The organism is Schleiferilactobacillus shenzhenensis LY-73 (assembly GCF_000469325.1).
In the GTDB taxonomy this organism is placed as follows: Bacteria; Bacillota; Bacilli; order Lactobacillales; family Lactobacillaceae; genus Schleiferilactobacillus; species Schleiferilactobacillus shenzhenensis.
The window spans coordinates 18,465-30,598 of the sequence record NZ_KI271587.1; the positions used below are offsets into that span (position 1 = coordinate 18,465).

Here is a 12,134-nt window from a genome sequence, read left to right on the forward strand (position 1 = left end):
ATGGCGATCTTAACTGCGCATGAATTGACGAAACAATACACCGGGGAGGAGATCCCGGCGCTGAACCACGCCAACCTGGCAATCGCTGCCGGGGAGTTCGTGGCCATCGTCGGGCCGTCGGGCTCCGGCAAGTCCACCCTGCTGCACCTGCTGGGCGGCGTCGACAAGCCCACCAGCGGGACGGTCCAGCTGTACGATACCGACGTCTTCGCCCTGAACGAGACCCAGCTGGCCATCTTCCGCCGCCGCCAAGTGGGCCTTATTTATCAGTTCTACAACCTCCTGCCCACCCTGACAGTACAGGAGAATATGACGCTGCCCGCTGACTTGGACGGGCGCAAGATTCCCGGGGCCGAACTGAGCGACCTCTTGGCCACCCTGGGCTTAACGGAGAAGGCCGGGGCCCTGCCCAGCGAGCTCTCCGGCGGCCAGCAGCAGCGGGTCGCCATCGGTCGGGCGCTGATCAACCACCCGGCGATCGTCCTCGCCGATGAGCCCACCGGCAATCTGGATCAGCGCAATTCCCAAGAAATTATGGCCCTGCTCCGGGCGGCCAACACCACCCGTGGCCAGACCCTGGTGGTCATCACCCACGACCCGGCCATCGCGGCCCAGGCTGACCGGGTCCTGACCATCACCGACGGTAAGCTGACTGGAGGTGGCGGCAATGGGCATCATTAACCGCCTGACCAAGCGCACTTTGCAGGGAGAAATGGGCCGGACGCTGTTGACGATCGTGTCCATGGGCATCGCAGCGACGCTGGTGGTGGCGACCTTGGTGGGGTTTACCAGCAGCCAGAAAAACTTGTACGAATATAGTATTCAGGATACGGGCGGGATGCAGTTTGTCATCCAGGATGTGCCTCGGGCCAACGTGCAAAAACTGCGCCAGGACCCTGCCGTAACCCGCTCCTTGGCTTTTTCTAACTTAGGGACAGCGGCCCTGCCGAAAGGGTACCAGAACTACGTGGGCAACGGAGCAAACTTGGTCGGTATGGACCCAACCGCCCTGCGACAATTAGTCGGCCCCCAACTCGTGGCTGGCCGGTTGCCGCGTACCCCGTCTGAACTGGTTGTCCCCTCCGATGCCCGCTCTGGGAAACCAATCAAACTGGAAACCATCCGCCTCACCATAGCTGGGAAAAACCGCTCGTTCAGGATCGTTGGCGTGATTAACGGCTATCACACGTTTTCTAGCGCCTACCGCTGGATCACGTATAACGATCAACCCAGCACCGGTACCGTCAGTATCGCCGGCAGCTTCGCCAGTGTGACCCGCCTTCAGCAGCGCGTCCAAGCCCTGGCGACGGCCAATGGCGTCAACCAAGCGGCCACCAAAATTTCATTCAACGACCGCGCGCTCAGTTGGCTCGGGGCCGGCGGCAACCTGCGGGATATGGTCACCGTTAGCGGCTTGCTGCTTTTTGCCCTCATTGTCATTGGACTGGCCGCTGGCATGATGATTTACACCAGCATCAACTTGGGCGTTCGGGCCCGCACCCAACGGTACGGTCTCTTACGGTCGATTGGGGCCACACCCAAACAGGTCCGGCAGCTCGTCTATCGGGAGGCCCTGGCGCTGGTTTTGCCTGCGCTTGGGCTGGGCTATCTAGCGGGTACCGGCGGCATCGCCGTCGTTCTAGAACTGCTCAACCGGAATTTTGGTAACAGCAAATTTCCTTTCCATCTCTACTTCACCCTCAGTCCGTGGGCTCTCATTGGCAGTGCCGTCTTCATGATCATCGTAACGTTCCTGGCCAGCGCCCGGCCAGCTCAGCGGGCGGCCCGCGTGACGCCGCTCGTCGCCGTCCGGGATAACCTGGCGACCCCCCGGTTACGTTCCTGGCAAATGCGGACCGGTTTATGGGGCCGACTCATGCCCACACCCCTCAGCCGTTTAGCCGCTAAGAATTATCGGCGCAACAGCGGGACGCGCTGGACCATGATCGCCACGTTAAGTGTCTCGATCCTCATCTTTGTCGGCTTTACCGGCTTTGCCCGGGCCGTCCTTAAAGATACCGTCACCGATTACGGCCATGGTGCTGACCTTTATTTCACCCTGCCGGACACCCCTCACTTCGACACAATCGCAACGGCTATTGACCGGACGGATAATGTCCAAGCTAGCTTGGCGACCAAGCGCTACGACTTTCAAATCAACAAACGGCCCCCGGGGTTCGCGAGTAATATTGTGCCGGTCTTCGTAGTACCGGACAAAACGTTCGCCAGCCAATTCAACGGCCAAGTCGTCTTGCTGAACCCGTCGCACCGGGTCATCACCAAGGGCCAGCGGCGCCAAGTGTGGGGCTTCCCCACCCAGTTTAGCGGTCCCTTAGACTTCGCCGAACTCGGCAAGCTGACAGTCAGCAAAACTGTTCCCGCCGATACGCCCTTATTACGCGCCGCTGCGTCGTACAACGGCGGTGTCGTTATTTCAGAAAGCATCTTGGCCCGCTCGCTGAAGAAAACGAAAATCGAATCGCCAACAGTGGAATACAACATCATGCTGCGCGATACCCGCCAGCACGGTGTGACATTCAAGAAGCTGCAAAACTTGATGCCCACGGACGGTTACGATGTGGTCGCCAATGACGAAAAAAGTATGGCCTTGCTGACAGCTATCCAAGTCATGGTATACGGCTTCTTGGCGCTTCTCAGCCTGGTCAGTTTAGCCAATATCATCAACCATATCTTTGCCAACTTGCTGCAACGCCGGCGTGAACTGGCGATGCTGCAGGCCATTGGCACGACCCCGGGACAAGTGACCCGTCTCTTAGGTCTCGAGAATGGCCGGTTACTGCTCATCAGCTTAATCTGGGGCAGTGTTTTGGGCACACTGTTGAACCAAGTGCTATTGAAGCGGCTCAGCACCATTTACGAGGTGGCCTTTGCCATTCCCTGGCTGGAAATCGGCATCGTTGTGTTCATCCTATTCGTCGTCTGGGCTGTGTTCAGCCTGGTCAGCTACCGCATGATCCGCCGCCAAAACATTGACCACTGGCTCCGCTTGACGTGACCGGTCCCAACGGCATACGCTATCAGTAGCTTGCAGACGAAAGGAAGGATCCCATGACCCGTCTTGCCCAATGCGTCGCCGCTTTCTCAGCAATGGTTGATATCCTGTTTCTCTCTGCCGTTCTTTACTCTCTCAGCCAAGCGGGCCCCGGCCAGCCGGTGCTCTGGCTGCTCCTCGTCCTGCTGCTCACCGCCGGCAGCTTTGCCGCTGGCGCCTGGCATAGTCGCCAGGCCAGCCGAGCAGCCCACGGCGCGGCACTCTTCACCGGTGCCGCCGTGCTGGCCGCACTGGGACTGCCGGATCCACTGACACTGAGTGAACTATGGTTCCCAATCGCCCTCCTACTGATTGGGCTGGTGCTGCTGCTGACCATCGCTTACGTGACTTGGCTGGTCTTGATCGTGGTCCGCGCTTTCCAGCATCGGGCTGTCTGACTGGAAGATTATTCACTAGAAACGAGGTGCCGCCCATGTTCCGTGCTTTCTTGCCCCGTCTCCCACTTCTCCTGATTCCTTTAACACTGCTCCTCGCCAGTATCTTGCTGGCCTACCTGATTCATCGCCAGGCCACGATCCACGGAGGGGTCAAGGCGTTCATCTACGTCCTGCTCGCTGCTCTGGCCGGTGTTGCCCTCTATGGCGGCGCCTGGCTCCTTATGGTCGGGTACAATTCGTGACTATCAGCGTACAAAAATACGCCGCGCCTCATCATGGAGGTCGCGGCGTATTTTCTTCCTCTACCGTATTACACCCGGCTCAAATACCGCTTCAAGAACTCCTGCGTCCGCTGTTCCTGCGGGTGCTCGAAGATCTGTTCCGGCGTACCGGTCTCGGCCAGGACACCGTCGTTCATGAAGCAGACGACGTCGGACACGTCCCGGGCAAATTGCATCTCGTGGGTGACGATGATCATCGTCAAGCCGGTGTGCGCCAGGCTGGACATGGTGTTCAGCACTTCATCCACCATCTCGGGATCCAGCGCGGAAGTGGGTTCATCGAACAGCAGCACCTCCGGGTCCATCGCTTCGGCCCGGGCGATGGCGACCCGCTGCTGCTGGCCGCCGGAGAGCTGGTCGGGCTTGGCGTTGACGTAGGGCGCCATGCCGACCCGCTCCAGCAATTCCATCGCGTGGGTCTTGGCCGCGGCGGCGTCCCGCTTGAGGACGGTGGTCTGGCCGACCATCACGTTTTGCAGCACGTTCAAATTATTGAACAAGTTGAAGCTCTGGAACACCATACCGACTTTGGCCCGGTAGAGGGTGACGTCGAAATCATCGCTCAAGATACTCTTCTCGTGGAAGAGAATGTCGCCGCCGGTGGGCTGCTCCAACAGGTTGATGTTCCGCAGCAAGGTGGACTTGCCGGAACCGGACGCGCCGATGATGGACATCACTTCACCCTTGTGCACGTCCAGGTTGATGTCTTTCAGCACCTCGTGGTCGCCGAAGGACTTATGCAGGTTTTGCACTTGCAGGATCATTTCGTCTTTCATACTTATTCCGCGTCCTTTCTCGCCGTCGTCGTGCCGCCAATGTGGGGCGTCTCGACCTGCATCTGGTTATTCATAACGTTATAGTTTTTCGGCCCATCCATGTGCTTCTCAATCAGCCGGAAGGCCCGGGAGATGGTGAAGGTCATGATCAGGTAGATGGCACTGATGACCAGGTACGTGTGGAAGAATTGGAAGTTCTGTCCGGCGATGGTCTCCCCGGAGAAGAACAGTTCAGAGACAGAAATGACACTCAGTACGGACGTATCCTTGATGTTCACGATGAACTCGTTGGTCACGGCCGGCAGTGAATTGCGGACGGCCTGGGGCAGGATGACCTTGCGCATCATCTGGAAGTGGGTCATGCCCAGGGCGTTGGCGGCCTCGAACTGGCCGTTGTCCACGGAGGTGATGCCCCCGCGAATGATTTCAGAAATATACGCCCCGGTGTTGATCGAGACGATAACCAGCGCAGCTACCGTACGGTCCATGCTCAAGTGCAGGGCCTGAGCCGAACCATAATACAGGACAGCCGCTTGCACGATCATTGGCGTGCCCCGGAAGACTTCGATGTATACGGCCAAGAGCCAATCGAAGAAACGTAAGAGACCGCGCTTGCCCATGCTCCGCGGACGAGGAATAGTGCGGATGATGCCGACCAGCAGGCCGATGATGAAGCCCACCAGTGTCCCGACAACGGCCAGCAGAATGGTCATGCCGGTGCCCCGCAGGAGCATGCCGCCGTATTGCTGCATCAAACCGACGAACCAGTTGCCGGTGTTACCCGTCGACGGCTGATTTGCCACGGCTTCGTTCATGATGCGGGTTCGCTCTTTTTGCGAGATGCCCGCTAAGACTTCATTGATCTTGGCCTTATATTCATACCCCTTGCGCACCCCGATGGCCAGGTCGCTTTCGTCGGGGTTGGTCTTGAAGCCCTGACCCTTGGCGAAATGGATCATCTTTAGGTTCGGGTTGGCTGCCTCTGCGGAACTGCCTTCTGGAATCTCGGACGCATACCCGTCAATGGTGCCGGACTCGATCGCCGCCCGCATGGCGGGGAAGTTATTCATCGCCGGTTCCTTGATAACGCCCTTGATCTGATCAATCGCGTCGTAATCCGACGTGCTCAGCTGGCCGGTAATCTTAGCCCCTTTGAAGTCCTTAAGCGAAGTGGCATTGGCATACTTGCCGTCCTTACGCACGACCATGGTCATATTAGAAACGTAATACGTATTAGTAAAGTCGATGGTCTTGCGCCGTTCCGGCGTCGGTGACATGCCGGCAATGATGGCGTCGATCTTACCCGAAGTGAGTGCGGGGGGCAGGCCGTCCCAATCCGTCTTCACGACGACCGGCTTCTTGCCCAGTGCCTTGGCGATCCGCTTGGCGATCTGCACATCGTACCCGTTGGCATACTCATTGGAGCCTTGAATCTTCACGGCGCCATTACTGCTGTCGCTTTGGGTCCAGTTAAACGGGGCGTAACCGGCTTCCATGCCGACCTTGAACTCCCCGTTATCCTTGCCCGCAGCCTGTACCGGCGTACGGTGCAATGCACCGGCGACGCCGATGCCCACCACCAGGACCGCCAGAGCGGCCCACCATTTCTTCAACATATGCGACATCTAATTGCTCTCCCTTCAATGTATGCACCACCGAGGGGAAATAGAGAACCAAAAAGGCCTTTGTCAAATTCAGTGGAATTCAACAAAGGCCTCAGACTAATTCTTCATCGTGCAAGAACCAGAATAGCGCTCCTTGGGGCCAAGTGACTTGGCGGCCAAGACAGTTCCGCGGGTATTCCCCAACGGCCCCAACAGATAACGGTGCGGCCCATCATCCATTTCGGCGGCATCTCCCCCGGTCCCTTCAGCGCATCCGCATGCTCCAGGACCATCATAGATTCCGCAACCTCTATTTCTTCGTGGTAGTTATTTAGCTGTCTGGCGACCATACTACTGGAGAAGCGGGGCCCTGTCAAGCACTAATTTTTAGAAAATGAGGATGTTAGTCCGGAATCCGTCCAGTCCGCACCATGGTATTCACATCCGCCACAATTTGCCCGCGGGTGGTGCGCGCGTCTGGACCTTGCAGATAACCATGACTGCCGGCGGTGATCTCCGCCAGCGTGGGCTGGGCGTGCATCACGAATTGCGCCGTCCCCTGCGGCTTGTAGAAAAACCATTCTGGCGAAATGGTCATGTACACATCCTGCTGCAAGGCGGGACTCGGGACCTTCGTCAACGTGGCGACGATCTCGTCTCCCGGCGTTGCCGGGTCAAAACCATCAGCCCGCACCAGCGTGACGTCGTTCAATTGCGCAGCCGTCTGTTGTTCTTTTGCTGCGGCTGCCTTCAGCGACCGCTGGGCAGCCAATTCCGCCCTTTGAATCCTGCCGCCCACGGTCAAGATCGGCACAGTCTGCCCCTTCAGGGCAGCATCGCCAGCATAGACCGCCGTCACAAACAGGGTGTACAGCGTGTGGGCCGTGTGCTCGAAGGGGGCATCCGTCGTCTGCACCACCAGACCGCGGACCACCGCATCCACCAGCCGGGCCTCTGTCTTGAGGGCCGTCGCCAGTTTGGCGGTATAAGCGGCCCCGGCACCGGTGTAGACCACGGGCCGGCCTTGATTTCCGACAAGATAAGCAGCGCGGTGCTTAGCCGCCTGCCGCCGGGCCACAGTCAATTGGTGATCCGCAGCGGACTCGCGGCGGCTGCTCTTGACCGCAGCCGGGACCGCCGCCTTGGCAGCGTGGTCAATCACGGTATGGCCGACCAGCACAATGCTGGACAGCAGCAGGACCGCGCCGCCGACCATTTGTTTCTTGATATCCAAATCAGTTGACCTCCCCGTTATCGTGTAACCGTTAACATGCCAGCGGCTTCATTTTCCCACTAATCAGGCACCGCTTCAACCAGTTGGACCCAACTTGGACGGCTGTCAGATTTGCCTCCGGGAAGTTCGCCACGTATAATGAACGCATTGTCACATTGCGATACGATTAGAAAGGAAGCGGATACGATGGTTGTCGCACGCCACCGGCCCACTCGGCTCCTCATTTCTCAGAAAGCCATTACCCATAATATTGCGGTCGTTCAGAAGGCGGCCCAGGCCCGCTTCATCTTCGCCGCCGTTAAGGACAACGCTTACGGCTTCGGCCTGCTGCCGGTCAGCCAGGCGGCCCTCCACGGCGGCGCCCAAGGCCTGGCCGTGGCCGTCGTGGATGACGGGTTGGCCCTGCGGGAAGCAGGCATTACCGCCCCAATCCTGATCATGTCCCTGATCAGTGCCACCGATGCCCGGTTGTGTGCCGAACAGCACTTCATCGTCACCGTCGCCAGCCTCTCTTGGCTGCAAGAAGCGGCGGCTTATTTAGCGGACACCCCAGCCCCCTTGCTGGTCTCCCTGGCCGTCGACACCGGTATGGCCCGCATCGGCACCCGGGACCGGGCGGAACTCGCCGCCAGTATCCAATACCTGCAAGAGCGGCCCGCGCAGTTCACTTACCAAGGCCTCATGACCCACTTCGCCGATTCGGACATCGTGGCCACCGATTACTTCCACCGCCAAGTCGCGCGTTGGCACACCTTGACCGACGGCCTGCCGGAACCGCCGATGGTGCACGTGGCCAACTCCGGCGCGGCAATTTACCACGCGGCGGAGGTGCCCACCGATGTCGTCCGCATCGGCACGGCCCTCTACGGCCTCGAACCGTCTGAAGGGACCGTCCGGCCGGATGATTACTTGGCCCAGATTGAACGGTTGGAATCCGAACTGATCATGGTGAAGAAAGTACCTGCGGGTGAGGGCGTTTCGTACGGCCACACGTATATGACGGACACTGACCAGTGGATCGGAACAGTACCCATCGGTTACGGCGACGGTTTGAACATCAAGCTGAGGGGCTTCTCGGTCCTCATTAACGGTCAGCCCTGCCCCATCGTCGGTAAACTGACCATGGACGCCATGATGGTCCGCCTACCTGGCCCGCTGCCGGTGCACACTCCGGTTACAATCCTCGGCCAAGATGGCGACCGCCGCATCACTTTGGCGGATATGGCGAAGTTCACGGGAATTGCCGCGTGGGACTTGTCGATTCAGTTTTCTGATCGGCTGCCCCGTCTGCTGACCGACTAAATGCTCGTCCCATGAAAAAATCCCAGCCGTGACGGCTGGGATTTTTGATTGCGGTTATGCATGAGGCGTATGCCGGGTCGTCCGACCATGGGGCCGGACAGCCACGATTTTACCCGCCACACCGCCAGCATCCAGTAATTGGTGAGCTTCCTGGACTCCGCCGACGCCGAACGGCACGTTCTTCGCCACTCGCACTGTCAGGCCGAAAGTATCGGCCATGTGGTTGTAATACATCAAGATATCGTGGTCGCTGATGGCCTGCTTGCCGCCAGCAGCGAGAACGGTAACTGTTTCGGCGGCGGGGATCGTGCTGGGTTCCCCCACCGTGGTGATGATCCCGGCTGGTTTCACCAGCCAGGCGGCCAATTCACCGTTGGCGCCTTGGGTCGCCGCATCCACCACCAGGTCAAAGCGCTGGGCCCAGGCGTTGTCGCGCTTGCTGACACCGTCGTACAGGAAGATGTCGTCCGGCGTCAGCCAGCGGAGAAAGTCGGCGTGCCGTTCACCGGCGACGGCCAGCACGTGGGCGCCGGCGTATTTCGCCAGTTGGACGGCGAGGCTGCCGACACTGCCGCTGGCCCCGATGACCGCCACGTTTTGGCCTTTCTGCAACTGGCCCAGGGAATGGACCAGGGCGTAGGCGACCGTGCCCACGTTGGGCAGGGCGGCCGCGTCCAGGAAGGAAAGTGCGCCGCACTTCGGGGCAATCTTCGCCAGGGAGGCGGTGACCACTTCTGAGTAGCCGCGTAACGGCCGGTGGTTCATGACGATATCACCGACAGCATAGTCGGTGACCCCTTCTCCCAAGGCACTGATCTTGCCAACCACGTCCTGCCCGGGAATGATGGGAAACGGCAGCGGCCGAGCCGCCGCCTGGTCCCCCCGGCGCAAGCTGGCGTCATAGGGGTTGAAGCCGATGCCAATGACCGTAATCGCCACTTGACCGGCCTTGGGTGTCGGTGTCGGTTTCTCAATCGCTTGAAAAACATCCGGTCCGCCAAAATGATCAAATCCAAATGCATGCATTGGTGTTACGCCTTCCCTTCTGCGGCCGGACCCGCCGGCTGTTCTAACCGGTCCAGCCAAAGTCGAGCGCCTTCGATTTCTTGCAGGGTGATCTGGTGGCCGGCGTCACTGGCGTAAGTAAAGGCCTGGGCGCCTTGATCGGCGAAGGCCTGGACCAGCCCGTTGAACGTCGGCACCGGGACGATGTCGTCGCCCCGGCCGTGGGACAGCCAGACAGGCACACCGGCCAGCGGCTGGCCGTCTCGCTGGGGCAGCGGGTCGCCGACGACCATCGGGTGCAGCAGAATCGCCGCGGAGAAGACTGGGCCACCCCGGAGCATCAAGTCAGCCGCAATGTTGGCCCCGTTGGAGTAGCCGATCACGATGGGCGGGGTCTTGGGCAGCTGCAGATGATTCATTAAGGCGACCATGCTGTTGAGCAGCCATTTTTCTCCCGCCACCAAGTCTTGCTGATCGAAGCCGCCGCCGGGCGTGTGCTTGAAGTAGCGAGTCTGCCCCTGTTCGCGCAAGCGGCCGCGCAGGCCGATGAGCGGACTATCGGGGAAGAGCCCCATGCCAATGGCCATCAGGTCGTGCTCATCGCCGCCGGTACCGTGCAGCAGCAGGACCGGCCGGTAATCGGCCCGCCCCGGCTGGTATGCGTAGATGATATCGTGTCCCAGTAACGCCATGGCTCACACCTCCGTATTCAGCGGATGCAGCTTCGCTTCGATTTCTTCCCGATGGGGCTCTAAGAAAGGCGGCAGTTCCAGATGAATGCCGGCTTCCTCATAAGTCTCATCCTGAAGAAAGCCCGGGCCGTCGGTTGCAATCTCGAACAGCACCTGGGGCGCCGCCCGGAAGTATTCCGACTTGAAGTAGAAGCGGTCGATGAACCCGGATTGGGGCAGATCGAAGGATTGCAGACGATAGATCCAGAAATCCAAGCGGCCCCGGTCCGGTACCCGCCACGCAGCGTGGTGCACGTTGCCGTACCCTTCCACGGCCAGGGGCAGATCTTCCCGGTGTTCCAGAACGATTTGAGCGCCATGGCCGCCGTGGTTGACTTCGTAAAGGGTCTTCTGGCCTTCTTCGGCCACTTTCTCAAACCCCATCACAGTCCGCAGCAGCAAGTCGAAGTGTTCCTTGTTATACACGGTGACCCGCACCGGCCCCAAGCCTTGGATGGCGAATTCGGGCGGTACCGGACTCTTCTGCCACGGGGTGCCGCCGGGCACGCCATGGTTGGTCTCGTCCGAAATCAGCTGGTACTGCTGATCGTCGAAATCGTGGAAGGGCAGGACCTTAGCCCCGAATTCCGTCCCGATTGCCTCGTGGGCGATACCGTTCTCCGTGAAGCGTTGTGCCCAATAGTCCAGTGCGGCATCGTTGGGCACCCGGAAGGAGACCCGAGAAATTGAGTTGGTCCCCTTGATCCCCTTGGGAATGCCGGGGAAGTCGAAGAACGTCATGTCCGTCCCCGGCGCCCCCTTGTCATCGGTGAAGTACAAGTGGTACGTCTCGACATCGTCCTGGTTGACCGTCTTCTTGATCAGGTGCATCCCCAGGACTTTAGCGAAGAAATCGAATATCTTCTGGCCGTCGCTGGTGATGGCGGTGACGTGATGGACGCCAAGCAATGTGTTTTCTGGTGCCAATGCGGTTTCACTCATGAGATGGGCTCCTCCCTCTTGACTGCTGCGTTAGCGATTCAGTTTTAGTCTTTGACCGGGTCGTTGGCGATCTCGGTACCGGCGTTGGGACCGGCATCCAAAGTGACGATGCGATCCACGGTAATGACAACGGCAGCCATCGGTTGAGGCAGCTTCGTCCCCTCGACGAACTGTTTGGCATTCTCCATGTACGGGCCATCGGTATAGGTCGTCGCCCGGCCCTCGACCCGGAAGCCTTTCAGACCCGGGGTCGGGTGGAACGCAACTGCGGCTTTACCCGTGGCTTGGATGTTGTGCCATGCCTGCCGGCCGGTCTCTTCGTTATAGATCAGGTGCTCGTCGTCGAAGACACGCATCGTGCCCTTCGGTCCAACTTGGGGGTTGCCGTTTTCATCAGCAGTAGCGAGAAAGGCGAGGCCTTTGTCCATTAAGTCTTTCATTTCTTGGGTGAGTTTTGCCATAAAATAACACGTCCTTTTCTAAAATCGGAGGCGGGTCAGCGTCTCTTCAATAATTGTCAGCCATTATAGAACACTCTACAGAGTTCTACAATACTAGATTAGCACGTTTGCCCAGAAAATACCGGGGTGGTGCTCACTCTGAAGGCAAAAAAATAACGCCCCGTTCTAAGGAACGAACGACGCGTGTGTTATCGGTGAATGTTATTGTCTGGTCTGGACCCGGGTGACTACGGGCTCCGCGGGCGGGGGCGAACCGGGCAGTCGGTACTCTGGGAATATGTCCTCGTACCAAAGATTTTACGATTGCGCAGGATGTAGGCGATTTGGGCCCGGAGGCTGGCGGGCGTC

The 12,134-nt window shown here is 59.2% G+C and carries 12 protein-coding genes and 1 riboswitch; of the genes, 5 read left to right on the top strand and 7 right to left on the bottom strand.

Features of this window, described 5'->3' with window-relative positions; all coding sequences use genetic code 11:
• Genes L248_RS06260 through L248_RS06275 form a run of 4 tightly spaced genes read left to right on the top strand, consistent with a single transcriptional unit; the run spans nt 1 to nt 3,692 of the window.
• Nucleotides 1-681, top strand: coding sequence for an ABC transporter ATP-binding protein (locus L248_RS06260; protein ID WP_022529295.1), 681 nt, complete (start codon nt 1-3; stop codon nt 679-681).
• Entirely contained in the window at nt 668-3,016 is a 2,349-nt protein-coding gene (locus L248_RS06265) for an ABC transporter permease (protein ID WP_022529296.1), read from the top strand. Before L248_RS06260 ends, L248_RS06265 begins: the two co-directional genes overlap by 14 nt.
• Nucleotides 3,017-3,069: 53 nt before the next feature.
• The gene (locus L248_RS06270; protein ID WP_040535279.1) at nt 3,070-3,450 is read left to right on the top strand and encodes a hypothetical protein; all 381 of its coding nucleotides are present in this window, start codon (nt 3,070-3,072) and stop codon (nt 3,448-3,450) included.
• Between the two features lie 35 nt (nt 3,451-3,485).
• Nucleotides 3,486-3,692, top strand: coding sequence for a hypothetical protein (locus L248_RS06275; protein ID WP_040535281.1), 207 nt, complete (start codon nt 3,486-3,488; stop codon nt 3,690-3,692).
• A 68-nt stretch (nt 3,693-3,760) separates the two neighbouring features.
• Here L248_RS06275 and L248_RS06280 read toward each other — a convergent pair whose 3' ends face one another.
• The 3 genes from L248_RS06280 to L248_RS06290 form a co-directional block, all read right to left on the bottom strand.
• Nucleotides 3,761-4,507 carry an amino acid ABC transporter ATP-binding protein gene (locus tag L248_RS06280; protein ID WP_022529299.1) on the bottom strand — a complete coding sequence of 249 codons (747 nt, stop codon included), beginning with the start codon at nt 4,505-4,507 and terminating at the stop codon, nt 3,761-3,763.
• 2 nt (nt 4,508-4,509) lie between these two features.
• The gene (locus tag L248_RS06285; RefSeq protein ID WP_040535284.1) at nt 4,510-6,132 is read right to left on the bottom strand and encodes an ABC transporter permease subunit; all 1,623 of its coding nucleotides are present in this window, start codon (nt 6,130-6,132) and stop codon (nt 4,510-4,512) included.
• Nucleotides 6,133-6,248: 116 nt separating this feature from the next.
• A riboswitch (Lysine riboswitch) is annotated at nt 6,249-6,432 on the bottom strand.
• An 82-nt stretch (nt 6,433-6,514) separates the two neighbouring features.
• A complete protein-coding gene (locus L248_RS06290) occupies nt 6,515-7,345 on the bottom strand; it encodes a hypothetical protein (RefSeq protein WP_022529301.1) in 831 nt (276 codons plus the stop codon).
• A 186-nt stretch (nt 7,346-7,531) separates the two neighbouring features.
• Between L248_RS06290 and alr the strand changes: the two genes are divergently transcribed.
• Nucleotides 7,532-8,647 carry an alanine racemase gene (gene alr / locus L248_RS06295; RefSeq protein ID WP_040535286.1) on the top strand — a complete coding sequence of 372 codons (1,116 nt, stop codon included), beginning with the start codon at nt 7,532-7,534 and terminating at the stop codon, nt 8,645-8,647.
• Nucleotides 8,648-8,701: 54 nt separating this feature from the next.
• Here the strand turns inward: alr and L248_RS06300 are convergent, their stop codons facing one another.
• From L248_RS06300 to L248_RS06315, 4 genes are read right to left on the bottom strand one after another with little or no spacing between them, the layout of a single operon-like run.
• On the bottom strand, nt 8,702-9,673 hold the full coding sequence (locus L248_RS06300) for an NADP-dependent oxidoreductase (protein WP_022529303.1): 972 nt from the start codon (nt 9,671-9,673) through the stop codon (nt 8,702-8,704).
• A 5-nt stretch (nt 9,674-9,678) separates the two neighbouring features.
• Nucleotides 9,679-10,344 carry an alpha/beta hydrolase gene (locus L248_RS06305; RefSeq protein ID WP_022529304.1) on the bottom strand — a complete coding sequence of 222 codons (666 nt, stop codon included), beginning with the start codon at nt 10,342-10,344 and terminating at the stop codon, nt 9,679-9,681.
• Between the two features lie 3 nt (nt 10,345-10,347).
• The gene (locus L248_RS06310) at nt 10,348-11,325 is read right to left on the bottom strand and encodes a ring-cleaving dioxygenase (protein WP_022529305.1); all 978 of its coding nucleotides are present in this window, start codon (nt 11,323-11,325) and stop codon (nt 10,348-10,350) included.
• Between the two features lie 44 nt (nt 11,326-11,369).
• Nucleotides 11,370-11,786 carry a pyridoxamine 5'-phosphate oxidase family protein gene (locus L248_RS06315; protein WP_022529306.1) on the bottom strand — a complete coding sequence of 139 codons (417 nt, stop codon included), beginning with the start codon at nt 11,784-11,786 and terminating at the stop codon, nt 11,370-11,372.
• Nucleotides 11,787-12,134: the final 348 nt, after the last annotated feature.

Bases quoted from the DNA above. Each gene is read 5' to 3' on its own strand.
- L248_RS06260 (WP_022529295.1), top strand. From the start codon at position 1: ATGGCGATCTTAACTGCGCATGAATTGACGAAACAATACACCGGGGAG.
- L248_RS06265 (WP_022529296.1), top strand. From the start codon at position 668: ATGGGCATCATTAACCGCCTGACCAAGCGCACTTTGCAGGGAGAAATG.
- L248_RS06270 (WP_040535279.1), top strand. From the start codon at position 3,070: ATGACCCGTCTTGCCCAATGCGTCGCCGCTTTCTCAGCAATGGTTGAT.
- L248_RS06275 (WP_040535281.1), top strand. From the start codon at position 3,486: ATGTTCCGTGCTTTCTTGCCCCGTCTCCCACTTCTCCTGATTCCTTTA.
- L248_RS06280 (WP_022529299.1), bottom strand. From the start codon at position 4,507: ATGAAAGACGAAATGATCCTGCAAGTGCAAAACCTGCATAAGTCCTTC.
- L248_RS06285 (WP_040535284.1), bottom strand. From the start codon at position 6,132: ATGTCGCATATGTTGAAGAAATGGTGGGCCGCTCTGGCGGTCCTGGTG.
- alr (WP_040535286.1), top strand. From the start codon at position 7,532: ATGGTTGTCGCACGCCACCGGCCCACTCGGCTCCTCATTTCTCAGAAA.
- L248_RS06300 (WP_022529303.1), bottom strand. From the start codon at position 9,673: ATGCATGCATTTGGATTTGATCATTTTGGCGGACCGGATGTTTTTCAA.
- L248_RS06305 (WP_022529304.1), bottom strand. From the start codon at position 10,344: ATGGCGTTACTGGGACACGATATCATCTACGCATACCAGCCGGGGCGG.
- L248_RS06310 (WP_022529305.1), bottom strand. From the start codon at position 11,325: ATGAGTGAAACCGCATTGGCACCAGAAAACACATTGCTTGGCGTCCAT.
- L248_RS06315 (WP_022529306.1), bottom strand. From the start codon at position 11,786: ATGGCAAAACTCACCCAAGAAATGAAAGACTTAATGGACAAAGGCCTC.